This is a genomic window from Sphingobacterium sp. WM (genome assembly GCF_029542465.1).
Taxonomy (GTDB): Bacteria; Bacteroidota; Bacteroidia; order Sphingobacteriales; family Sphingobacteriaceae; genus Sphingobacterium; species Sphingobacterium cellulitidis.
Map to the genome: position 1 here is coordinate 3,578,681 of NZ_CP120709.1, position 24,533 is coordinate 3,603,213.

At 37.3% G+C, this 24,533-nt stretch carries 24 protein-coding genes and 1 riboswitch; of the genes, 9 read left to right on the forward strand and 15 right to left on the reverse strand.

Annotated features, from left to right (window positions below; all coding sequences use genetic code 11):
• Positions 1-127: 127 nt before the first annotated feature.
• On the forward strand, positions 128-1,090 hold the full coding sequence (locus PZ892_RS15285; protein ID WP_094280555.1) for a 2-oxoglutarate and iron-dependent oxygenase domain-containing protein: 963 nt from the start codon (positions 128-130) through the stop codon (positions 1,088-1,090).
• 125 nt (positions 1,091-1,215) lie between these two features.
• Here PZ892_RS15285 and PZ892_RS15290 read toward each other — a convergent pair whose 3' ends face one another.
• Both PZ892_RS15290 and PZ892_RS15295 read right to left on the reverse strand, forming a co-directional pair.
• The gene (locus PZ892_RS15290; RefSeq protein WP_229678354.1) at positions 1,216-1,983 is read right to left on the reverse strand and encodes a porin family protein; all 768 of its coding nucleotides are present in this window, start codon (positions 1,981-1,983) and stop codon (positions 1,216-1,218) included.
• Positions 1,983-3,113, reverse strand: coding sequence for a PCMD domain-containing protein (locus PZ892_RS15295; RefSeq protein WP_094280556.1), 1,131 nt, complete (start codon positions 3,111-3,113; stop codon positions 1,983-1,985). Before PZ892_RS15295 ends, PZ892_RS15290 begins: the two co-directional genes overlap by 1 nt.
• A 228-nt stretch (positions 3,114-3,341) precedes the next feature.
• Here PZ892_RS15295 and PZ892_RS15300 point away from each other — a divergent pair, with 228 nt between their 5' ends.
• The 3 genes from PZ892_RS15300 to PZ892_RS15310 are packed head-to-tail and all read left to right on the forward strand — an operon-like array spanning position 3,342 to position 5,357.
• Positions 3,342-3,569, forward strand: coding sequence for a hypothetical protein (locus PZ892_RS15300; protein WP_144043690.1), 228 nt, complete (start codon positions 3,342-3,344; stop codon positions 3,567-3,569).
• Positions 3,570-3,610: 41 nt separating this feature from the next.
• Positions 3,611-4,681, forward strand: coding sequence for a histidine kinase (locus PZ892_RS15305; protein WP_094258529.1), 1,071 nt, complete (start codon positions 3,611-3,613; stop codon positions 4,679-4,681).
• Complete coding sequence (locus PZ892_RS15310) at positions 4,674-5,357, forward strand: response regulator transcription factor (protein ID WP_094258528.1); 684 nt, start codon at positions 4,674-4,676, stop codon at positions 5,355-5,357. The genes PZ892_RS15305 and PZ892_RS15310 overlap by 8 nt, the downstream gene beginning before the upstream one ends.
• Positions 5,358-5,360: 3 nt before the next feature.
• On the opposite strand, the gene PZ892_RS15315 is transcribed toward PZ892_RS15310, so the two are convergent.
• Positions 5,361-5,720 carry an MmcQ/YjbR family DNA-binding protein gene (locus tag PZ892_RS15315; RefSeq protein WP_094280558.1) on the reverse strand — a complete coding sequence of 120 codons (360 nt, stop codon included), beginning with the start codon at positions 5,718-5,720 and terminating at the stop codon, positions 5,361-5,363.
• 107 nt (positions 5,721-5,827) lie between these two features.
• Positions 5,828-6,385 (reverse strand): thioredoxin family protein, encoded by a 558-nt coding sequence (locus PZ892_RS15320; protein WP_094258526.1) that lies wholly within the window; start codon positions 6,383-6,385, stop codon positions 5,828-5,830.
• A 191-nt stretch (positions 6,386-6,576) separates the two neighbouring features.
• Between PZ892_RS15320 and dnaK the strand changes: the two genes are divergently transcribed.
• Positions 6,577-8,499 (forward strand): molecular chaperone DnaK, encoded by a 1,923-nt coding sequence (gene dnaK, locus PZ892_RS15325; RefSeq protein ID WP_094258525.1) that lies wholly within the window; start codon positions 6,577-6,579, stop codon positions 8,497-8,499.
• A gap of 92 nt (positions 8,500-8,591) precedes the next feature.
• Here dnaK and PZ892_RS15330 read toward each other — a convergent pair whose 3' ends face one another.
• From PZ892_RS15330 to PZ892_RS15350, 5 genes are all read right to left on the reverse strand, one after another.
• The gene (locus tag PZ892_RS15330; RefSeq protein ID WP_094280560.1) at positions 8,592-8,792 is read right to left on the reverse strand and encodes a helix-turn-helix transcriptional regulator; all 201 of its coding nucleotides are present in this window, start codon (positions 8,790-8,792) and stop codon (positions 8,592-8,594) included.
• A gap of 1 nt (position 8,793) precedes the next feature.
• Positions 8,794-9,255, reverse strand: coding sequence for a hypothetical protein (locus PZ892_RS15335; RefSeq protein ID WP_094280561.1), 462 nt, complete (start codon positions 9,253-9,255; stop codon positions 8,794-8,796).
• Positions 9,256-9,344: 89 nt separating this feature from the next.
• Positions 9,345-10,031 (reverse strand): TIGR02117 family protein, encoded by a 687-nt coding sequence (locus PZ892_RS15340; protein WP_094280562.1) that lies wholly within the window; start codon positions 10,029-10,031, stop codon positions 9,345-9,347.
• 84 nt (positions 10,032-10,115) lie between these two features.
• Entirely contained in the window at positions 10,116-11,027 is a 912-nt protein-coding gene (locus tag PZ892_RS15345; RefSeq protein ID WP_094280563.1) for a sugar phosphate nucleotidyltransferase, read from the reverse strand.
• Positions 11,028-11,083: 56 nt separating this feature from the next.
• Positions 11,084-12,631, reverse strand: a complete 1,548-nt coding sequence (locus tag PZ892_RS15350; RefSeq protein ID WP_220476767.1) for a helicase HerA-like domain-containing protein — start codon at positions 12,629-12,631, stop codon at positions 11,084-11,086.
• A 206-nt stretch (positions 12,632-12,837) separates the two neighbouring features.
• Between PZ892_RS15350 and PZ892_RS15355 the strand changes: the two genes are divergently transcribed.
• The 3 genes from PZ892_RS15355 (at position 12,838) to PZ892_RS15365 (ending at position 15,586) form a co-directional block, all read left to right on the forward strand.
• Entirely contained in the window at positions 12,838-13,182 is a 345-nt protein-coding gene (locus tag PZ892_RS15355; RefSeq protein ID WP_229678353.1) for a hypothetical protein, read from the forward strand.
• Between the two features lie 109 nt (positions 13,183-13,291).
• Positions 13,292-14,872, forward strand: coding sequence for a SulP family inorganic anion transporter (locus PZ892_RS15360; protein ID WP_094280565.1), 1,581 nt, complete (start codon positions 13,292-13,294; stop codon positions 14,870-14,872).
• A gap of 66 nt (positions 14,873-14,938) precedes the next feature.
• On the forward strand, positions 14,939-15,586 hold the full coding sequence (locus tag PZ892_RS15365) for a carbonic anhydrase (protein ID WP_094258518.1): 648 nt from the start codon (positions 14,939-14,941) through the stop codon (positions 15,584-15,586).
• 84 nt (positions 15,587-15,670) lie between these two features.
• Here the strand turns inward: PZ892_RS15365 and PZ892_RS15370 are convergent, their stop codons facing one another.
• Positions 15,671-17,005 carry a hypothetical protein gene (locus PZ892_RS15370; protein WP_144043691.1) on the reverse strand — a complete coding sequence of 445 codons (1,335 nt, stop codon included), beginning with the start codon at positions 17,003-17,005 and terminating at the stop codon, positions 15,671-15,673.
• A gap of 93 nt (positions 17,006-17,098) precedes the next feature.
• Here PZ892_RS15370 and PZ892_RS15375 point away from each other — a divergent pair, with 93 nt between their 5' ends.
• Complete coding sequence (locus PZ892_RS15375) at positions 17,099-18,769, forward strand: glutamine--tRNA ligase/YqeY domain fusion protein (RefSeq protein ID WP_182499082.1); 1,671 nt, start codon at positions 17,099-17,101, stop codon at positions 18,767-18,769.
• 62 nt (positions 18,770-18,831) lie between these two features.
• Here PZ892_RS15375 and PZ892_RS15380 read toward each other — a convergent pair whose 3' ends face one another.
• From PZ892_RS15380 to PZ892_RS15400, 5 genes are all read right to left on the reverse strand, one after another.
• Positions 18,832-20,550 carry a hypothetical protein gene (locus PZ892_RS15380; RefSeq protein ID WP_277711463.1) on the reverse strand — a complete coding sequence of 573 codons (1,719 nt, stop codon included), beginning with the start codon at positions 20,548-20,550 and terminating at the stop codon, positions 18,832-18,834.
• Positions 20,499-21,848 (reverse strand): DUF2723 domain-containing protein, encoded by a 1,350-nt coding sequence (locus PZ892_RS15385; RefSeq protein ID WP_277711464.1) that lies wholly within the window; start codon positions 21,846-21,848, stop codon positions 20,499-20,501. The genes PZ892_RS15380 and PZ892_RS15385 overlap by 52 nt, the downstream gene beginning before the upstream one ends.
• Positions 21,849-21,984: 136 nt before the next feature.
• On the reverse strand, positions 21,985-22,941 hold the full coding sequence (gene metF / locus PZ892_RS15390; protein ID WP_094258514.1) for a methylenetetrahydrofolate reductase [NAD(P)H]: 957 nt from the start codon (positions 22,939-22,941) through the stop codon (positions 21,985-21,987).
• A 47-nt stretch (positions 22,942-22,988) separates the two neighbouring features.
• A riboswitch (SAM riboswitch) is annotated at positions 22,989-23,087 on the reverse strand.
• A 132-nt stretch (positions 23,088-23,219) separates the two neighbouring features.
• Complete coding sequence (gene rimM, locus PZ892_RS15395) at positions 23,220-23,747, reverse strand: ribosome maturation factor RimM (RefSeq protein WP_094280569.1); 528 nt, start codon at positions 23,745-23,747, stop codon at positions 23,220-23,222.
• A gap of 134 nt (positions 23,748-23,881) precedes the next feature.
• Positions 23,882-24,418, reverse strand: coding sequence for a 30S ribosomal protein S16 (locus PZ892_RS15400; RefSeq protein WP_094280570.1), 537 nt, complete (start codon positions 24,416-24,418; stop codon positions 23,882-23,884).
• Positions 24,419-24,533 lie beyond the last annotated feature (115 nt).

Below are 24,533 nucleotides of genomic sequence, written 5' to 3' on the forward strand. Positions count from 1 at the left end.
AAATAAAATTGTGGAAAACTTTTAAAAACTGACAATCAGCGGATTGCATTGGAAAAATTTGAGGTTATAAACACTTTTTAGTCTTGCATATTATTATTACATTAACTTTGCATCAAACTAAAATAACATGGCATTAGTAAATATTCCAAGATTAGACTTGACGCACTATACTGAGGGTAGTGCTGAGCTACGGGGGCAATTCGTAGCGGATATAGGTAAGGCATTTAATGAGACTGGATTCGTTACTATTTCGAATCACGGGCTTTCACATGAGCTTATAGATGAGTTATATAAAGTTGTGAAGGAGTTTTTTGATCTTCCTGCAGAGACCAAGGATAAGTACGAATTTCCTGAATTAGCAGGACAAAGAGGCTATACTTCCAAGGGTAAGGAAAAGGCAAAAGATTCAAAGACCCCAGATTTAAAGGAGTTTTGGCAAAGAGGCCAGACGATTGTCGGCGAAGAATACTCGAAAGCTGATTTCCCGGACAATCCACAAGTGAGTGAATTACCAAGATTTAATGCGGTTACTGCTGAGATCTATAAAAAATTGGAAGATGCAGGACGTAATTTATTGAAGGCTATTGCCACTTATCTAGAGTTACCAGAGGATTATTTTGAGCAATTTGTGATCAATGGAAATTCGATTTTACGTGCTATCCATTATTTCCCGATTGAAAATCCGGATTCCATTCCAGCGGATGCGGTACGAGCGGGAGCACATGAAGACATCAATTTAATTACTTTATTGATTGGCGCAAGTGCTGATGGCCTAGAAGTATTGACAAAAGATGGCGAATGGTTTGCGATCAAGGCAAAAGGTGAAGATATTGTTGTCAATGTAGGTGATATGTTGCAACGATTGACCAACAATAAGTTGAAGTCTACCACGCATAGAGTTGTCAATCCACCAAGGGAGTTAATGAAAACTTCAAGATATTCAGTACCGTTTTTTCTACATCCGAAATCAAGCATGAGCCTGGCTTCCCTAGATTCTTGTATTGATGCGGAACATCCAAAGGCGTATGAAGATTATACAGCAGGAGAATATTTGGATGAACGATTGAGAGAAATCGGTCTTAAGATGTAAGGAGAGATATTTTTGAGATATGAGTATTGAGATAGAAAACGGCCTATCCCATTTAGGGATGGGCACATTTCAAATTTCTCATATCTCATATCTCACATCTCACATCTCATATCTATTAATCTCTTCTAAAACAGCCTTATTCCTACCCCTACATTCATAAATATGTTGTGCATATCGAAACTGATGCTTTCAAAACCAGTTTTCATTATGCTATTGAAGCCATAGTCAAATTGTGCCGTTGCATAGTATCTCTTTGCAAAATCATATTTTCCAGCCACAGTCATTCCTACATCAACTTTTCTGATCTGGCTTTTAAAATCATAGGCTGCATCGACAATTCCAACCTTTTCACCTGTTGGTTCTTCATCACGGATATATCCATCGGTAGCCAGTCCATAAAACTTACGTTGAAGCGCCATAGAGACATAAGGACCAGCTTGAAGGCTCCACGCAGGGCTTAGTTGATAGGTTGCCAAGACAGGAATTGTCAAGTACAAGTTTTCTACGTTGGTTGTAATATCGCCATAATAGTATCCTCTAACATTTTGGGAAGGATCTTCGTCTGCATTAAAAGTCGTTTTATAAGCTTTTACATTGGCTTCAGTTTTCATTCCTTTACCTTCAAGGATCAAACCTGAGCGGACTCCCCATTTATTATCAATTCCATAGGAAACCTTTGCCCCCACAAAAAATGGAAGTGCGGGTTTAAAGCTTTTTATTTCTCTAATTTCGACCGGTAGGCCAAGCGGAGATGCTCCACCGATTTTTGTTCCTAATTCAGCATCGATTCTAAATTTACCTTGTTCCAGTGCTTGAGCATTTAGATTTAAGGTAAAAAATAAAGCCATTGCACTAAGAACAGCATATTTTATCATGTTAATATTTAATCTCATTATCTTACGTTGATTTTCACTTCGTCCACAATTAATTTACTACCTACAGCACCTTGGAAAATTGCACCGTTCTTACTTGAAGAAAGAACCAAGGCAATGCTATAGCGATAAGCATCGGCATCGATCTGATTGTATTCTTTCTTATAAACAAATGGGAGGTCAAATTTCACTAATCCTTCGCCTTTGGTGGCACCCGTATCCTTTAACTGAGCGAGAGCTATGATATAAGGGCTGGTCAGAACATCCTTATCGTTCAACCAAGTTCTTCCTGGATCCACCTCATCATTGGCAGTACCTTTCATTAAAGCCACGCGGTCAAACAGCACCGCATAGATATCACATTCATCTGTTACCTTCACCTCTTTACCATTCATATCGATTACCTTAGCTCCAGGTTCATACATGTAATAGCCTGTCATGGACATTGGGATTTTATTGAAAGGAAGTCCGAATCTAGTTTGAATATCGATGATACTCTTGGTGTACATAGAGCCGATGAATAGATTTCCTGCAGCGATAGGTTTTTTCACCAAGGAACCTAGGAATCCGGTAGATTTCGTTTCCAGATAAGCGGCATATTTTCCAGATTTCACATAGGCAGGATCATCAGTAGCTTGAGTAGGGTAAGATTTTTCAGTTGGGTTGGATCCGGCGGTCAATGCGAAACCAGAGTTTCCGGAAGCCCAAAGTTCTTGATGAACCCCTTCCACATCTTCATAATAATAGATCCATTTCTTTTTTTCATCCTGTTTAAACAATTCGAAGTCAAATGTTTCAGGAACTGAAGATTCCAGTAGCGTAACGGAATACTGCTTTTTGAATTGTCCGTCTTCGGAAGTGATTTCATAGAATACAGGGGCAGAAAAATCCTGTACAGAACCAGCAGCGGGCACAGAAGAAGCTCCGGGGGTTAGGTCAAAATCTAGGGCAAACTCCTTAAGGTTGACCATTCCAGGTTTGACATAGATAACAACATTTCTGTTGTTGATGATAGGTTTGACATTAATCAAACTATCGGCGATTGAAACCTGCGTAATATCAGCTTCCATGTTTTTCGCTTCGTCTTTAATACAACTTGAAATAAAGAACACAAGTCCCAGAAGGGACCATAATAGTTTCGTGTGTGACATTTAAAATATCTTAATAAAAATGTTAATCAGGAGGGTAGAACTCCAAAGAATTGGCAAAGATAGAATTATTAGAAGCAAAACGACTAATTCTGCCAGCTAATATTGCTTTTGATTCAGCTTTTTTACAATCAAACCAGTATTCATCATTTCCTTCCTAGGGTTCATCACAAAAATTTATTCAGCAATAAATTCTTGAATAATATTGCCTTAAGAATAAACAGTAAGGTTATGATATTTTATTTTTTCATTCGTTTATTGAGTTGCCAATTAGAGGACAATTTGGTTCACAAAGAACAAAGTCAGATTAGCAGTTCCTGGGAATCCTATTATTCATTTCAGGAGCAGTATCCAGGAAGTTTTATTCAGTTGAACTCCCAGATCGGATCTGCTGCAAAGGTCTCGAAGGATAATTTTGGCAACTATTCGCAAATAGAAAATCATTTTATATCAATTTAAACCCAAACTCTTAGCCTTTTTTATAATTTTATAGAAGACACATGAAATCAGAAACTAAAGAAATTAACCCACCCAGCAACTTTCGTAGGTTCTTTGCAGAATTTGCTTTAATCCTTGGGCTTTCCTTTATATGCTTTATAATAGGCATTAATATTCATAGACATTTTGGTATCCTTATATTATATGTTCCTTATGCATATTTATTGTTTGCGGTAAATCAATACTTCTTCCTAGAATTATTGATTAAAAGGACCATATCCATGATAGAGTATATTTTGGTTGCATTATTAAGTGCGGTTTTACTCTTTATTCCGTTTTTTTTCATGATTCAAGCAATTCATGGAAGGTATAGCAATAAAATAATATGGTTGGGCATTATCTGCGCCATTATCGTTTTACCTATCACTTATTTATATTTTTTCCGTTTCAAAGCCAATAAAAGAACCATTGATTTTCTTAAGAAAGATTTAGGGAAGACTGCAGCTGAATACAAGTTGATGCAATCGCAAGTAAATCCACATTTTTTGTTTAATGTAATGAATAGCATCTATGGTTTAGCACTTCAAGAAAATGCGAACCGTACAGCGGATTCGGTTCAGCGGTTGAGTCAGATGATGCGTTTTTTAATCTTTGAAAACCAACAAGATCAGATTCCGCTATCTCGGGATCTGAGTTATTTGAAAGAATATATCACAATTCAGAGTTTGAGAACAGAGAATGTTGAGAATGTCAAGATCGAGCAAGATATCGTTGATAGCATTGATAATTTATTTATAGCCCCCATGTTATTGATTCCATTTGTTGAAAATGCCTTCAAACATGGTATCAGTATGAATAAACCGTCATGGATCAAGGTCAATGCGGATGTTGTGGATGGTCAATTAAAATTTTCTGTTTACAATAGTATTCATAAAAGCACCGGGACAGATCTTGAAAGGACAAAATCGGGAATAGGATTAGAAAATGTGAAATCAAGGCTTGATTTGAGTTATCCAGATCGTTATATGTTGGTTATGGAACAGAATCAACAGGAGTATTTTGTCTTTTTAACGATTGAATTAGATAGCAGTCCTCATTCAGAATTTGAAACAAACGAGCAAAACCATGATTAAAGCCATTGCCATTGATGATGAACCAATTGCATTGGATATCATCAAAAGATTTGCTGAAAGGATACCCTATTTAAATTTAGAGAAGCAATTCCTCAACGGACTTGAGGCGAAGGAATATTTGAAGGACAATGAAGTTCAGCTATTATTTCTGGATGTTCGGATGCCCGATATCAATGGGATTGATTTGTTCAAAGATTTGGAAGAAAAGCCTCTGGTGATATTCTCAACAGCATATTCGGAATATGCATTATCAGGCTTTGAGTTAGATGCGCTAGATTATCTTTTGAAACCCTATACGTTTGAGCGATTTGAGAAGGCCGTTTTAAAGGCCAAGGAGTTGTTGGAATTAAAGGGGATCTTAGACAATAACCCTACCCTATTTGTCAAGGATGGCTATCAAATGATCAAAGTGGATTTAAAGGAAGTTCTAGCGTTACAGGCATTGGGAAATTACATTCGGTTTATTTTTCAGGGAAGGGAAGTTTTAGCGAGGATGACGATCAAGGAATTCTTGTCGGAATGGGCGGATCATACCTTTCTTCAGGTTCATCGATCCTATATAATCAATATCAATCGGATTAATAAGATTGATCGGCATACGATCTGGGTGGAGGATATGGAAATCCCTATTGGTGGTAGCTATTTGGAGGAGGTGAAGGAAAGATTCAGGGTTTAATCATTAGTTCTGGATTTTTTCACGTTCTTTTTTTGGCAGAGATTGTACCACTAAATCAAAGCTATGATCAATCAATTCCTTTAGTTTTTGGTCAGGGAGCTGGCGATTAGCATGTACGGTATTCCAATGTTTTTTATTCATGTGATAGCCCGGAAGGACGGTATGTTCATATTTTTCTCTGAGTTCTACGGCATATTCAGGATCACATTTCACGTTAAAAGTAAGTTGATCAACTTGGTCCAATCCCACGAGCAAAAAGACTTTCCCAAGGACTTTAAACACTAATGTATCGGGTCCAAAGGGTGTTTCTTCGGTACTTAAATGTTTGGAGATGCAATAATCACGGAGTTCTTCAATATTCATTTGGAGTGATTTTTAGTATGAATTCATGCAAATTAACCATTTTGGGGATGAAATAGTTTTAGGGATAGGATATTAAGCATAAAAAAAGCTGCAAATGCAGCTTTTTATTATTCAGATAAAAGTTTTATCAATTCTTTTTGGATTTCATGGCCTTTATCTTCGTTATACCATCTTTGGATAAGTTCTTTAATTTCTTCCATTGATGCGCCATCAGCTTTTTGTTGTTCAAAGATTTCCTGTAAGGCAGCAGGTCTTGGTCCCCACACTACTTTATCGTGACCTACATCATTTCTGATGATCAATTTAGGGATTGATTTCCCTCCATTGGTTAGGTAGTCATCGATTAGGAAAGGCTCGGTATCACGCAATTGAATATCTAAATCGATGAAGGAGTTATCTTTCACAATTTGATAGATTTGCGCCACGGAGTGCGCTGCATCACCACACCAAGGTTCAGTAATCAGGATCCAATGTTGAGGATCTTTGATGTTTTCGATGCATACTTTCATTTCTTGAGAAGGTTCAAATTTTTTCAACCATCTGTTCATTCTGGACCAATTGAGTTTAGTATAACTTAAGTAGTCAGTGTTTGTTGAGTATGCTTCGTGTTTCTCAGTATTGTTTAAGATATCCTCGAAGTAACTCAGGTATTCGTCAAAAGTCATGTTGGATTTTTTTTCAAAAATACATATTATTCCAATATTTGAGAAAAAATGACAGATTGTCACGTTCAAATGACAATTCCTTGCAAGTATTTCCGACTTTGGAATGACAAAGGCAGGAAAAACCGTTTGGCATAAGCGTTGTTAATAGAATAAGAAATCATTTAAACATTAATAGAATAACACAACAAGATATGTCAAAAATTATAGGAATCGACTTAGGAACTACCAACTCATGTGTAGCCGTTATGGAAGGTAATGAGCCGGTAGTTATTGCAAATAACGAAGGAAAGCGTACTACACCTTCAGTTGTTGCATTTGTAGCAGGCGGGGAACGCAAGGTTGGAGATCCAGCAAAACGTCAAGCCATCACTAATCCTCAAAACACGATCTATTCGATCAAGCGTTTTATGGGGGTAACGTACAATGAGGCGAAAGGCGAGATTGATAAAGTTCCTTATAAAGTAGTAAAAGGCGACAATGACACTCCTAGAGTAGAAATTGGCGACCGTAAATATACTCCACAAGAAATTTCGGCGATGATTCTTCAAAAGATGAAGAAAACAGCTGAGGATTACTTAGGTCAAGAAGTATCACGTGCAGTAATTACTGTACCGGCATACTTTAATGATGCACAACGTCAAGCTACGAAAGAAGCTGGAGAAATCGCAGGATTAAAAGTAGAACGTATCATCAACGAACCAACTGCAGCAGCATTAGCATATGGTTTAGAGAAAGCAGACAAAGACATGAAAATCGTTGTTTTTGACTGTGGTGGTGGTACTCATGACGTTTCAGTTTTAGAATTAGGAGATGGCGTATTTGAGGTTAAATCTACTGACGGTGATACTCACTTAGGTGGTGATGACTTTGACAACGCGATTATCAACTGGTTAGCAGATGAGTTTGCTGATGAAAACGGAGGATTGGATTTAAGAAAAGATCCAATGGCCTTACAACGTTTGAAGGATGCTGCTGAGAAAGCGAAAATTGAATTATCGAGCACTACATCAACAGAAATCAACTTACCATATATTACTGCAGACGGATCTGGTCCAAAACACTTAGTACGTTCATTATCACGTGCTAAATTTGAGAGCTTAGTAGGTCCACTTATTGAGCGTACCATTGAGCCATGCCGTACAGCATTGAAAAATGCAGGATTTAGCACTTCAGATATTGATGAAGTAATCTTAGTAGGTGGTTCAACCCGTATTCCAGCGATCCAAGACGCTGTTAAGAAATTCTTTGGAAAAGAGCCTTCAAAAGGAGTTAACCCTGATGAGGTAGTAGCATTAGGTGCTGCGATCCAAGGTGGTGTATTAACAGGAGAGGTTAAAGACGTATTATTATTAGACGTTACTCCACTTTCATTAGGTATCGAAACTATGGGAGGTGTGATGACCAAATTAATTGAGGCCAACACAACTATTCCAACCCGTAAATCGGAGGTTTTCTCTACTGCATCGGACAATCAGCCATCTGTTGAGATCCATGTATTACAAGGAGAGCGCCCAATGGCTGCGCAGAACCGTACATTAGGACGTTTCCAATTGACAGACATTCCACCGGCACCTCGTGGTATTCCTCAAATTGAGGTAGTATTTGATATCGATGCCAATGGTATCATCAAGGTATCAGCGATCGATAAGGCTACAGGAAAAGAGCAAAACATTCGTATCGAGGCTTCTTCAGGTTTATCTGACGAAGAAGTTAAGAAAATGAAACAAGAGGCAGAAGCAAATGCTGAAGCTGATAAAAAAGTAAAAGAGGAAGTAGATAAATTAAACTCTGCAGATGCCTTAATCTTCTCAACTGAAAAACAATTGAAAGAATATGGCGATAAAATTTCAGCTGATAAAAAAGCTCCAATCGAATCAGGATTAGAGAAATTGAAAAAAGCACATGCTGATAAGAACTTTGCAGAAATTGAAACAGCATCTACTGAATTAAACAATGCATGGACTGCTGCTTCAGAAGAGATGTACGCAGCGTCACAACAAGGTGCAGGTCAACAACAAGCACAAGGTGATGCAGGTCAAGCAAACAACAACGGCGGAAACCAAGGCGGTGGAGCTGATGATGTTCAAGACGTAGATTTCGAAGAGGTAAAATAAAAACATAAGTTTACCCCCTTATATCAAAAAAAAGAGCTGCTTTTAATTAAGCAGCTCTTTTTATTTACGTTCAATCTGAAGGGATCAATCTATTAATCCTCAGCTTCCAGTTCAAATAAATCTTCCATATTTTTTTCAAGGACCTTGGCTATTTTCAAAGCAAGAACCGTAGAGGGAACATATTTGCTTGCTTCCAGAGCATTAATAGTTTGCCTACTGACGTTGACCAAGCCAGCAAGTTGGTCTTGAGAAAGGCCTTTTATTACCCGATGAACCTTAATGTTATTTTTCATGCTAACCTTCCCTCCTATTCAACTTCAAGAAATTAATGTAAAAAATTATTAAATAAATCGCCAAAAGCAGATGAGCGAAAAGACAAGAGAAAGCTAAGAATGTCATCCCATAAACAAACAATGTAAAGAATAGACTAATGATTAACATGATAATTATTGCCCACATCCAGCTGTATAATCGCAAAGAACTTATCATTTCGTCTTCAATTTTTGTTTTAGAAAAAGCTATAAAGGAAAGACCAATTAAAAAGGTTATTAATAGAACTGTGAGCAAGATATCAGTTTCCATCCACTTCAAAACTCCTTTTTCTTCAAATGGAACATCCTTGATTAAAACAAAGGTCTTAATAAAAATCCCATCCAAATGAACAATGCTTTGATAGAAGTAAGCAATTAGACTCAGAACACACAAAATGGTTCCAATCCAAATAAAATGACGAGGTAATAATGGAATAGTTTTCATTTTGATTTACAAATTAGCAAATCAAATGTAAAACATGTTTTACAAAATGACAAGTATATTTTACATTATGTAAGAAATATTTGTCATTTCTATTCTTTATAATGTCTTAAAACACCTTTATCAAAGACGGTCCAAACTCCGGAAGGCATATTAGCATTTTTTAAGGCAGCATTCGTCCAGGTATTACAAGAGTAAAAGAGACTGTATGCACCTTTAGCTTCATAAAAAGCATCATCCATACCGTATTGGGCATCAGTTTGAACTAAGATTGGATTTCCTTCCTCATCTTTGTCTAAGGCATTGAGGATATAATTTTTTAAACTTAGGTATTGAGAGGAGTCGATTTGAACTTTATAACAAAGTTCATTTTCCATCATATTTTTATAATAAGTCACATGCAAGGCAGTTTCGCCAATGCCTAGACCAGCCACCAAAGCTGTTTTTAAGGTTAAGTCCTTCCATTCAGGGGTATTAAGATAAAAGCCTTTATCCCCCCAACCTATTGAAACATAATTTTGATCAGGATTCCTGCCTTTGGTGTTATCAATTGGGAAGATTTGGGTCCAATCTTGGAGGTCATTTTTAATTGGCAATACAATATCGGTATGTACATCATTGGAAAGGATGTAGGCTGTGATATTTTTTGGGCCTTTTACATTTTCTGGTGAATCTGCATTTATTCTAGACAGAATATAATCTGAACCGAAATAAAGCCCTGCAAATACAATTAGTCCGATAAATATATAGAGAAGGCCTATCATAAGTTTTTTCATCATAGATCGACAAATAAAAGTATCAATATACAGAAAAAACAAATGGCAGGTCAAGACCTGCCATTATTATCATTTGTAAATTATTTCTTAGAATAACTTTTGTGGGTATTCTCCAGATTCTACCAATTTAGAAATACTTTCCTGTACGATTGGTTTATCTTCCATATAGGTTACCCCGAACCATTTCGAAGAAGTGGGAATTACTTTGAAATCAGCTAAACCATTCTTCACCATATAATCTGGAACAGAAGGGATAAAGAATTCAGATTTAGGATTATCAGCATTTTCCTCCACAAATTTAGGGAACATTTCCAATGCTACGTCAAAGATCTTCGGCGTGAAACCCCAGAAGTTCATGGAAACACGAGCATCTGCCGGCAATTCATTTTTCACCCCATTTTCTTCGAATACGATTTTATTATCTGCAGTTTCTTTATCGTAATAAATATTTGTTCTTTCAGTCACTGAGGCCATATGTCCTTCTTCAGTTACTTCACACACCCCACGGGAAACATAGCCATAATCAGACATTGTATTTCCAAGAGCAAAACCCATCAAAGACATATGTTTTTCGTCAGCTTCATTTGTTAAGAAGTCTGCCATTTTTTTGAAGGCGTCATAACCGTAGAAGTCATCGGCGTTGATCACACAAAAAGGACCATCTACTTCATCTTTTGCACTCATCACAGCATGTGCTGTACCCCAAGGTTTAACACGTTCAATATCTCTATCTACTCCAAATTTTCTAAGGTTAAAATCTTGAAAAGCATAGGCTACATCAATTTTTCCAGCAAGTTTAGCATCAAATTTCTCGCGCATTACTTGTTCAAATTCTTCACGGATAATGAAAACTACTTTTCCAAAACCAGCACGGATAGCATCAAAGATGGAATAATCAATAATTGTTTCGCCGTGTGGACCAAAACCATCCACTTGTTTTAATGCACCGTAACGGCTAGCCATACCAGCTGCTAGAACCACCAAAGTTGGTTTTCCCATAATGTAAATTTTTGTTTAGTACTCGATTTTTCGTTTGCAAATATAGTATTTTAATATTATCTCTTTTTGAAGATGGAGTTAAGAATCCCATTAGCGATCTTACCCAATAACTTCGCTCCTTCTCTTGCCAGCGTTCTGCTTGCCTGCGTTTGTGCGGCTTCCATAGGAGTTTGTCTGCGGGAGCTTGTCGTTTTTGATCTGGAAGCTGCTTTTTCGGCTTCTTTTTTAGCTACTTCGGCTTCCTGCTTAGCTTCAAAAGTACGCTGACGTTCTTCCAAGATTTCAGAAGCAGTCTGTCTTTCTACACGCTCTTGGTACTTCGCTCGAAAATCAGAATTCTGTATAAGTTCCTGATATAAATCTGCAGAACATGGCCCCATAACAGCTCTTGCGGGAACTAAATGTGTGGCAACCACTTCCGTAGGAATACCTTTATCATTTAAGACGGTCACCAAAGCTTGTCCAGTACCCAAGGAAGTCAGCACCTTATCAATTTCGTAGAATTCCGAAGTCGGATAAGTTTTCACTGTCTTTCTCAGGTTATCTGCATCATTAGGTGTAAAAGCTCTCAGGGCATGTTGCACCCTATTTCCCAGTTGCCCCAAAACAGATTCAGGAATATCGTTCGCCGCCTGCGTACAGAAGAACACCCCTACGCCCTTAGAACGAATCAGACGAACGATTTGTTCAATCTGCGTAAGAAAGGCTTTAGATGCACCATTAAACAATAAGTGTGCCTCATCAAAGAAAAACACCAATTTAGGCTTATCTAAATCGCCTACCTCCGGTAATTTTTTGAAAAGTTGCGCAAGAAGACTTAATAAGAAGGTAGAAAAAAGAAGCGGTTGATCCTGAATATCAGAAATATTCAAAAGCGTGATGACTCCTTTTCCATCGACTTTAGAAAACAGATCTTGGATATCAAATTCTTTTTCACCGAAAATATGTGCTAAACCTTGTTGCTCGATGGCAACGATTTTACGTAGGATAGTATTGGCACTTGCGGTAGAAATTTTCCCATAATCGCTTTTTATTTCTTCAGCTCCGGGACCATCCGACAAATAGCTTAATAGTTTTTTAAGGTCGGAGAAATCAACGATTGGGAGTTGGCTATCATCGGCATATTTAAAGATTGCGCTTAGTACGCCTGCCTGGGTATCATTTAGATCAAGGATCCGCGCCAGGAGAACAGGTCCAAAATCTTCAACAGTAACCCGCATTGGGGCGCCGAGATTTCCAGAGAGGGAGAACAGCTCGATTGGGAAGCTAGCGGGTTCAAAAGGGATTCCGACGGCATTTCCACGTTCTATCAGGGCATCGTTTGTTTTCCCAGGTTCTGCGAGTCCGGAGAGGTCACCTTTGACATCGAGCATAAAAACTGGTACTCCCGCATCGGAGAGTTGTTCAGCAGTTAGCTGTAGGGTTCTTGTTTTACCAGTTCCGGTAGCACCGGCGATCAAACCATGGCGGTTCATCATTTTAAGGGCCAAATTCACTTTGGCATCCGTTACAATTTCTCCGGCAAGAATTCCAGAACCCAATTGTATAAATGGCCCCTTCGGGTTATAAGAAGAGGTTATTTTTGCGATAAATTGTTCCTTCATATTTATAGCATTAAAGCGCTAATTGAATTTATGAATAAAGATATAATTATTCAATTTAAGATTTTCAACAATTTGATGTTAACACAATATTAAGAATTCAGATTAAAGAGGCGAGTTTTGTAATTTTTTCATAATAAAATTTCAAAAAAGCATTTTTTTTGAAATTAAATTTTATTTTTGTTCAGTTTATGATTAATAGGACCCACATGTTTACAAAGGCATATAGGATTTTAGCGGCAAAGCTTTGCTTCTTTATCTTCTTCACGAAGATGCTAATTTCCATTACCCCTATGTTTGTGGATGTACTGGACCAAGGTACAGTCCTTCAAGTAGTCATGCAATTAGAAATCGAGAATACTGCGAAAGGTGCGAACAGCAATAATGAGGATTTGCACGAGACGGGGATAAAGATCTTTAGACCTGGAGATCTCGATTTCAAGCTTTACAACCCCACTGTAGAAAATAGTGCAGGCATCAAACACTACCTGAAAAACGAAAAGAGTATTTGTGCCTTTCATGCTTCCGTTCCGACTCCACCTCCAAACTGTTAATTCAACATTCCGAGAAATTGTTCTGTTCTGACGGCAAATAATGCTGTCTTAATAGGCGAATTGAGCTTTATTATCAATTGTTGAATTAAAAAATTTAAAACGTAAGTTTATGTTTGGTACACGAACGTCCGCTTTTTTGAAACTTTCAAAAAGGGACTTAAAATATGATTTCCCTTCTAGTATTGTAGTCTTTTTAGTTGCATTACCATTATGTTTGGGAATTGCCATGGCGTCAGGGGCGCCATTATTTGCCGGTATATTAACCGGAATTATTGGGGGAATTGTGGTTGCATCCATCTCAGGATCACCCTTATCTGTCAGTGGTCCAGCAGCTGGACTAACTGTAATTGTATTAGGAGCCATTGAGAAATTAGGTGCATACGAGACCTTTATTTTAGCTGTACTTATCGCGGGAGCTATCCAATTAATCTTAGGAATTATCAAGGCTGGTATGATTGGAAATTATTTTCCATCGGCTGTAATCTTAGGAATGTTAGCTGCTATCGGTATTACAATTATTTTGAAACAAATTCCTTTAGCCTTCGGATTATCAGAAACAAATGCGTTTGATTTTGAAAACGGAGGTGGTATTACTGCATTTACAAACACCATAATAACAAGTGTCAATTGGGGTGCTACGATAATCTGTTTCCTTTCCTTGGCGGTATTAATTTTTTGGCCCAACATCAAGAAACTTAATAAAATACCGGCTCCCTTAGTAGTTGTGTTATTGGGAGTAGGATTGGGATTTTTATTCCAAGGCACCTCATTTGCGCTTAACCCGGATCATTTTGTAAGCATTCCAGTGGTTTCATCCATTGCGGAGTTCAAAGGCTTATTTATTTTCCCTGATTTCACCCAAATCCTGAATAAGGAAGTTTGGATCGTAGCAATCACCATTGCTATTATTGCAAGTTTGGAGACCTTATTAAGCATTGAAGCTGTTGATAAGTTAGATCCATTAAAGCGTAATTCACCAACAAACCGAGAATTAGTTGCTCAGGGTATTGGTAATATTACGAGTGGTTTCTTAGGTGGTTTACCAATGACCTCCGTAATTGTACGTTCATCTGCAAATGCAAATGCAGGTGGTAAGACAAGACAATCCGCTATTTTACACGGTTTATGGTTATTGGTAGCCTTATTAGCAATTCCAAGTATCATCAATTTAATTCCTTTGGCAGGTTTAGCAGCAATTCTATTGCACACAGGTTATAAATTGGCAAAACCAGCTTTATTCCAACAAATGCTAAGAAAAGGTTTAGATCAATTTATTCCATTCGTAGTTACGGTTGTAGCGATTGTATTTACTGATTTGTTAACAGGTGTGGGAATAGGAATCTTGGTTGCGACATTCTACATCCTACGTGCAAACATGCACAATGCATACCATTTGAAGATCAATTCAAATGATCATTCCGAGAATGAAACTGCGGTGATCACATTGGCTGAGGAGGTAACATTTTTAAATAAGGCACCTATTCAGCAAAAGCTTTACAACTTACCGAAAAGTGTAAAATCCATTATTATCAATGGGCAAAAGAGTAAGTTTATTGATAAGGATGTAATTGATGTGATCAAGGATTTCGAGCAAAATGCGATCAGCAAAGGCTTGGAAATTGAGCTAAATGATGTTACATACAAAAGAAATGGTTTTGTAAAAAAACAAAAACTTAAAAAAGTAGTTTAAATAAATTAAAAAATAATACAGAAACTTGTATGGTCTTTCAGGAGACCATACATAAAATCACATATAATGGGACAAAAAGAATTAGAAACAGGATTTAATCAGATTTTAGAAGGTAACAAGGATTGGATGAACTTTGTTGAGAAAGATACTACCGGTAGATTTCAACAATTATCAAAGGGTCAAAGTCCGGAAATCTTATGGATAGGGTGTGCTGATAGTCGTGTTCCTGCAAATGAATTGACTGGAAAAAAACCTGGGGAGGTTTTTGTACACCGTAACATTGCGAACATGTGTGTTCACTCGGACATGAGCATGCTTGCAGTTTTGGACTATGCAGTCAATGTATTAAAAGTTAAACATATTATTGTTGCTGGTCACTATGGTTGCGGAGGTGTTGCGGCATCATTGAGTTCACAACAATATGGAATCATCGACAACTGGTTGTGCCATATCAAAGACGTTTATCGTTTGCATGCTGAAGAAATCGATCAAATCCAGGATGTAGAAGAGAAAGCTAATAAGTTGGTTGAATTGAATGTTAAAGAACAAGTATTCAACTTGACATCCACTTCGATTGTTCAGAATGCTTGGAAAAACGGTGCTGACTTAGCAATCCATGGAATGGTAATCAATATTGGTACAGGTCAATTGATCGACCTGGATACTACCTTCACGAACAACGAAGGAATGGCTAAAGTCTTTGCTTATAAATAATAGTTCCCTAAGGACAATTACCATAAATACAAAAAAGCCCATCAACAAATTGTTGGTGGGCCTTTTTATGATATGACATTATGCTTATTTCACAAAGCTTCCATCCAGATTTATTGCTTTTGAAAAGGCTGTTGAAAACAAATCCGTAACCACGGCAAACTGTTCTCTGGTCACTTTATTTTCAGGTTTGTATTCACCCTCAAATTTCAATTTATTGGACCATTCTTTTGCAATGTACTTTTCAACCTCATCACCTTTAAAGGATATAAATTTTATTAAACTAATCATGTCTTTCCAAGTAAGCTCCTCATCCCTGTAATTATCCAAAAACCAAAGTTGACTCCGTGTATAGATATTGTTTAAAACATCTTTAATTTCCGCAAATCTAACTGGAGAATCTTTATCGAATATATATCTATTCCCATCAGATTTGCCCAAGAAAAACCCTGTTAAATAACATTTTTGAATAGCTTTATAATGAGGATTTGCTTTAAAAGGCTTTGTATTCGCAATTACATTTGAAGTTGTCTTTACTGAATCCGCAGTTTTCTCAGGAAGTATCACTCCGCCTTCAGTTTCTACCTCCTCATTTATATTCAGAAGGATATCCTGATAAGGAATTATATCGCTAAATAAACTAAGTAGTTCAGCTTGCAATTTTCGAATATCAATTTTCTTAGAATCTGTTTTAAAAAATGCTAAGTACCCAACTGTTGCAGCTAAAGCCTGACATAATTCAAAAGATTGATTAAGGGTATCTTTCTCATTAAATACAACAGAACGAGCAGATCCTAAATCAAAGAAATTATCCTTTTCAAACTGTAGAATATCTTTTAAAAAGACTACAGACATTTGACCATGCATTTCCATGCTGGCTAAAGTTGTTCGACTCTCAGCCAATTTCATGTCTTTCGCGGCGGTGTATTCTTTTATTTCAGGGGAATCAAACTTAATATTGCTCAATTTAGTTAATGCAGCATCAGAACTCGCGTCTAAAACTGAGATTACAGAGAATTTCTGCTTATTGCTTAAAACCACTTCCCAATTTCTCTTTCCCTTCGTAATCTTGTTGACCTGTGTATTTTCAAATAGCGTTAATAAATTACTTTTCAATTGCATATGATTTTGAATCACTCTTGCACCTGCTTCCAAAGAACCAAGTTCATTAATTGGTTTATTTTCATTTAATGGATTGTTGTCAATTTTTGAATTTTGTTGCAGTTCTTTTTCTAAATCACTCATTTCATCTTTCCCACTTAAAACTACTAGCACGGGGATATTAGAGAGGATTGCTTGATCTGCGATCTTCCGGGCGACATAATTATCCCCATAAATCAACATCCTTGGTTTTTCCTTTTTCTGTCCGAAAACTATTAGAGGAAATAGCAGACAGAGGAGGGTTATAACTCTCAAATTCATTGTTTCATAATTTTAATTCGAAAATAAGTAAAATCAATTAAGTATTCGTTATGCTATTATCCATAATATCGATGAAATAGCTAACTTTGCTACATGGTAGAAGAAGAAAAATCATTGAATTTTATTGAAGAGATTATCGAAGAGGATCTTCGTAATGGGAAAAATGATGGGCGTGTGTTAACCCGTTTCCCACCTGAGCCCAACGGCTATCTTCATATTGGACATGCTAAGTCAATCTGTCTAAATTTTTCTTTAGCACAGAAATACAATGGCAAGACAAACCTACGTTTTGACGACACCAATCCTGTTACTGAGGATGTGGAATACGTAGATAGCATCAAGAAAGATATTCAATGGTTAGGATTCCAGTGGGCTGATGAATTATATACTTCAGACTATTTTGACACTTTATACGCTTATGCTGTAGAATTGATCAAAAAGGAATTGGCCTATGTAGATGACAGTACCTCTGAAGAGATTGCAGCATCTAAAGGCACACCTACCGTTCCTGGAACTCCAACCATTTATCGCAGTCGTTCCATCGAAGAAAACTTAAGATTATTCGAAGAAATGCGCGATGGTAAATATAAGGATGGAGAAAAGGTATTACGTGCTAAGATAGATTTGGCTAGTCCAAATATGCATATGCGTGATCCGATTATCTATCGTATCAAACATGCGCATCACCACCGTACTGGCGATAAATGGTGCATCTATCCAATGTATGACTTTGCTCATGGTCAATCTGATTCCATTGAGAAAATCACACATTCAGTATGTACATTAGAATTTATTCCACACCGTCCATTATATGATTGGTTGATTGACCGATTGGAAATTTTCCCTTCAAAGCAATATGAATTTGCTCGTTTGAATCTGAACTATACAGTGATGAGCAAGCGTAAATTATTGCAATTAGTAAACGAGAAGTTTGTTGAAGGTTGGGATGATCCTAGAATGCCTACAATTTCAGGTCTGCGCAGACGTGGTTATACTCCAGAGAGTATTCGCAATTTCTGTGAGCGCATCGGTATTCAAAAGCGTGAAAACATGATCGATGTCAGCTTATTGGAATTCTGTATTCGCGAGGATTTAAACAAAACCGCTTGGCGTAGAATGGCAGTTTTGGATCCAATCAAATTGATTATCACAAATTATCCTGAAGGCAAGGTTGAGGAATTAGTTGGCGAGAATAATCCAGAGGTTGAAGGAGGTGAAGGCAATAGAGTAATTCCATTCTCCAATGAATTATGGATTGAGCGCGATGACTTTATGGAAGATGCTCCTAAAAAATTCTTCAGATTAGGACCTGGGCTTTCAGTTCGCTTGAAACATGGTTATATCGTGACATGTACCGATTTCAAAAAGGATGAAAATGGAAATATCACTGAAGTACATTGTGAATATGTTCCTAATTCTAAATCAGGTGAGGATACCTCGGGAATGAAGGTAAAAGGAACCATCCATTGGGTTTCTGTACCTCATGCCAAAGAAGTTGAAGTACGTCTTTACGATCGTTTATTCCAAGATGAAAATCCAGCTGCTGCTGAGGACTTCAAAGCCTCCATTAATCCAAACAGTTTGCAGATTATTGAGAAAGCCTATGTTGAACCAGATTTAGCAAATGCAGAACTTGGGAAAGGTTATCAATTTATCCGATTAGGATACTTTAATTTGGATAGTAGAAATACGACAGCAGATAAGTTAGTATTCAACAGAACAGTAACATTAAAAGATTCTTGGGCTAAAGAATCTAAAAAATAATAAAGCATTCGCTTACAAAAAAGGTCGGAAGAATTCTCTTCCGACCTTTTTATGTTTTTGGATTAACTCTTCATCCAAATGCTCTTATACTTTTTATCCATTCTGCTGGCTTCAGCAAGGAGTTTCTCATCCCCCAATTCTTTTAGGATTGGTACATATTGATCCAAAGCAAACAAACCGAGTTGAATCGCTATCTGATCATAACCGGAAGATACCTTTTCATATATCGCTAATTGATAATCCAAATTTTCTTGGATCGCCTTCAATTGCTTACCTGCCAATAATTTTGCTCTATCCACTTCTTTTACTTTGACCAGTGTATCCAAAAGGACAGAGTTGTAGTAGGCTTGGCGCATGCTTTTGGTTTCTTTAGGTTGGAAATCATAGGCTTGCAATGCCAATGCCTTTGCCTCCTTCATCTTGCCTTGATTTAGTAAGGCCTGCATTCCGTCCGTATACACATTTGGAAAAATCCAATTTTCATAATACTGGTTGGAGTCTACATCAAAATGTTCTAAACTATTTATATTCGACCATTGGAATTTATTGATTGCATTATCATAAATCTTATCGGCATTGATTAACCCTGAGCCATTTGATGATTGCCCCATGTCGACCGGCATTAATTTGCTGACCAAACCTTCTGATGCCAGATATTTTTCCATTCCCATTGAAATTATTGGCGCACTAATGGAAACAAAATATACGGGTCTCTTCCATTCATTATTTACCAGAATGGACATTAAACTTAGATCCGCTCTCGTGACCATATTATCCTTCAATTCCCATTGTATATATTCAGGAATATATTCTTGCCATTCTGCAGGTATGTTAGCATTTTCAAGAGCCTTCTCCTTATTGATCTTGAGTTGCAACTTTTTATTAGGCATTACATTAATAAACTCCCCTGAATTGGTTTGCAATTTATTTTTATTATCATCCGAAAGCATAACAGCCAATAATTCTTCAACATCCGAATAGCCTTCAATGCCCAAATCCACCACTTGAATCACATCCCGAACTCCCTTCTTCACCTTATCAAAATCAAATCCAATCGGCAAGGCCTTAGATTGATTGACATCTTCCAAAGCTTGTTTGACATACCAATCAGAGGCTAAATAGCCATAATTGAGTACTCTAACATCAGTCCGAACTCCTTCTACCTCTTGTAAATACCATAAAGGAAAGGTATCATTATCGGCATAGGTGAAAAGTATAGCATTGGGTTCACATGAGTTCAAGGTGTTCAGAGCGACTTCCCTTGACATTCTTCGACCAGAACGGTCATGATCATTCCAATTTTCCTTGATCAACAAGACCGGTCCAGCAAACATTGAAAATGCAACCGATGAATAGGTTATTACTTTCATTGAAGCCTTACATCTTTTCTTCAAGAAATCAATGATACCGAGAACACCCAAGCCTATCCAAATAGCAAAAACATGGAATGAACCCGCATAAGAGTAATCTCGTTCTCTTGGTTGCAATGGCGTCTGGTTTAAATATAAAACTATGGCAAGACCAGTAAAGAAGAACAGAAGCCCCACAATGGTTGCATCTTGCTGATTCCGTTTTGCTTGCCAGATCAGGCCTGCAATCCCCAACAATAAGGGTAAAAAGAAATAGGTATTTCTACTTGGGTCTTTCCGCATGCTGTCGGAAATGGAATTCACACCGGGAAGTCGCAATTCATCCATAAAATTAATTCCCGAGATCCAATTTCCTGCGGTCAATTCACCTTGACTAGGTACATCATTCTCTGTCTTCCTACAAAATTCCACATGAAGTATCGCGAGTACATATGTCCCACCTGATAATTGAAAAAGAACTTCATATTATCCAGGAAAGTCGGATCTTCCCCATCCGCTAAATGCAGATATTGCTTGTAGAAAGATGCGTGCTTGGAACTATACAACCTTGGAAATAGGACTTCCTTATTATATTCATACCCTTTAAAATTCTCAAACTTACTATATTTTGTTTCATCTTTTCTGTATCCTACAGAGGGAATCACATCAGTAATTTGAGAATTAAAGGTCGGACCTTTAAAAAGAGGTTCTGATTGATATTGCTCCCGGCTCAGGTAGCCTAAAAAAGAAAAAACATTATCAGGATCATTATTATTCAATGTAATATTCGTTTGTGAACGAATTAATAACATGCTAAAGGAGGTAAACCCAAAAAACACAAGACAAGTTCCAAGGATTAGGAGGTTCAAAATCGGTTTATTTCTTTTAATGGAGTATACAATCCCAAAAACAGCGCCTGTAACCAACAATAACACAAAGAATATTATTCCCGAACCAAATGGCAATCCTAGTGAATTGACAAAGAAAAGGTCAAATTGAGAGGCAATTTTTACGGAATATTGGATAACTCCCCAAAGGATAAATGCTAGAATTAACACTCCCCAACCTAATGTTTTGGCAGCACCACCCCAGGTAACCTGCTTAGATTTTCGGAAGTAAACCAACAATGCCAATGCAGGAATGGTCAATAAATTCAGTAGATGAACCCCAATTGAAAGTCCCATTACATAGGCGATCAATAACAACCATTTATTTGAATCCGGTTCATCTGCCCTTCTCTCCCACTTCAGCGCTAACCAAAATACGATCGCGGTACATAAAGAAGACATGGCATATACCTCGGACTCTACGGCTGAATACCAAAATGAATCGGTAAAACTGTAGGCCAATGAGCCTACGATTCCTGCTGCAAAGATCTGAATAAATTGAAGTTTATTTCCTTCATTCTTCCCAATCAGTAATTTTCTGGCCAAAGCAGTAATGGTCCAAAATAGAAAGACAATAGTCAGGGCAGAACAAATGGCCGCTCCAATATTCATCCAATAAGCAACCAATTCCTTATTCCCAAAAGCCAAATTTGAAAAGATGTTTTGAATCAAAAGAAATAAAGGTGCCCCAGGCTGATGGACAATTTCAAGCTTATCCGATGCCGCGATAAATTCACCCGTATCCCACCAGCTTGTCGTTTGGTCTACCGTCATAAAATAAACGAGAAAAGCAATGAATCCACAAAGCCAGCCTAGAAGATTGTTGATTTTATTATAATTCATAGAAATAGGTATAAATAGATACTTAAAAATAAGAAACTAGAAACAGTAAAAATTGCCGTTAACATATTTTAACACAGGGCAATAAAAAAGACGAATGCTTTGCATTCGTCTTTTAATTTCTAAGTTTTATAGTCTATTAAACTAGTTTTTCTACGATATTTTTTGTGGGTCCAGGATTACTCATGGTATAAAAATGCAATACCGGCACACCAAAATCAATCAATTCTTTACATTGCTGAACCAACCACTCTTCCCCAACTTGACGAACATCAGCATTGGTTTTACAAGCCTCAACCGCATCACTTAAATCTTCTGGGATATCCAAATGGAAAATACGTGGCAAGGTAATTAACTGCTTTTTGCTGGTCAGTGGTTTCAATCCCGGAATAATCGGAACATGAATATCATTTTCACGGCATTTGTTCACAAACTCCTTATATTTCTCAACATTAAAAAACATCTGGGTTACAATGAACTCTGCACCCATTTCCACCTTCTTTTTCAACCATTTAAAGTCGGTATTAAAGTTTGGTGACTCAAAATGCTTCTCAGGATAGCCAGCAACACCGATACAGAAATCCGTTTTTTCCGAAGAACCAATATCCTCATGCAGGTAACTCCCTTGATTCATATCCACAACTTGTTGCAATAAGTCCGTAGCATATGCATGACCACCAACCGTAGGAATAAAATCTGCATCCCCTTTTCTAGCATCCCCTCTAAGCACCAAAACATTATCAATTCCCAAGAAATTCAGGTCGATTAAAGCATTTTCTGTTTCTTCTTTCGTAAAGCCACCACAGATTAAATGTGGAACAGCATCCACTTTATACTTACTCATGATTGCGGCACAAATAGCAACGGTTCCAGGTCTTTTACGGTAAGCAACCCTTTCTAATAGACCACTGGCATGTTGTTTATACAAGTAATCTTCACGATGATAGGTCACATCAATAAAGGGCGGTTTGAATTCCATTAGTTCATCCATGGTTTTGAAGATACTTTGAATTCCCTGTCCCTTTGCAGGTGGTAACAGCTCAAAAGAATATAAGGTTCTGCCTTTAGCGTTTTTGATATGATCTACGATTTTCATAAAAATATATTAAGGCTTAGAGAGAACACAGTGAATACTGATTCTTTGGCTTATCTTTCCCATTTGGGGTAGAATGTAGCACCTTGACTGGTGTCAGGTTGCTAAGGCTTCAGCGGGTCTAGTCCCTCTGCCTTTCTCTATAAGCGAGGGCTAATATCGTGAATAGCAAGTTAATCTCAAAATCTTTACCAAAAAACTTTCTTGAACAGCCTGATGATAAACAGAAAAAGGACGCTTTTCAGCATCCTTTTTCAATAATATTTTAGTCATAATAATCCTTATTGCTCCAAGTACATATCAATCAAGCCTTCTGGCAAATTCAAGACTATGATCTTTTCTTCAGGATCTATTCCAACGATAAAATCCTCATTTAAAGGAAACATCGCATCTTGTCCATCAATATTGACGGTTGCAATAAACTGCTGCGGCATCTCTTGAACATGGGTAATTTCCCCCAACTCACCTTCATCCTCTTCGATCGCCAGATAACCCACTAAATCATGATAGGTAAAATCATCCGGGTCACGAACTGGCATTTTATCGTTAGGAAGATAGATTTGCTTTCTTAACAAAGGTTGAGCTTTGTCAATATGGTCAATATCCTCAAAGTTGACATAGGCAGTACTGTTATTCTGCATTTTAATTTTCTCCACAAAGAAAGGAACCAATTTCTTGTCCATTTCCAAGAAAACTACATCCAGATCAAGGTCCATATAGTTATCAAATTCAAAAAACAATTGCAGCTCGCCCTTCAATCCTCGGGTTTTACTGACATAACCGATATAAAAACATTGATCCTTTGTCATACTATAAAATTAATCGTCAAAAATACGGAAAACTTTTCCTTTCATCGGTTTGGGAATAGATATTATTTGCTCCTCAGGCACAAAAAAGCCGGAACATAGAATGGTCCGGCCAATTTGAATACTTTATGAAGAGATTATCCTTCAGTTTCTTCAGTGTTTTCAGTAGCTTCAGCAGCTTCTTCTGCCTCTTCTGTAGCTGTTTCTTCAGCAACAGGAGCATTTTTAGCAGCGATAGCAGCAGCTCTGTCTTCTTTTTTCTTAGCTTCAGCAGCTAAAGCAGCTTTCTTAGTTTCTTCTTTAGATTTTGCTAAGCCTGATTTTTTACCTTCGATTTGAGCATCTTTACCTTCAGCCCAAGTAGCGAAAAGTTCTTCAGCTTTAGCCTCATCGAAAGCACCTTTTTTCACACCACCTTGTAAGTGTTTTTTGTATAAAACACCTTTGTAAGAAAGGATAGCACGAACAGTGTCAGTAGGTTGAGCACCTTTGTTTATCCAGTCTAATGATTTTTCAAAATCCAAAACGATAGTTGCTGGATTAGTGTTTGGGTTGTAAGAACCTAAACGCTCGATGAATTTACCATCACGTGGAGCACGTGCATCTGCTACTACTACGTGGAAAAAAGGTTTTCCTTTTTTACCATGTCTTTGCAATCTGATTTTAGTTGCCATGTTTTTTCTTTATTTATGTATTCAACATATCCCCCGTTGCTACATGCAGGAGGGGACGCAAAGATACAAAGTATTATTAATTAATACAATAGAATAATTAATAGCCTTTTTCTCT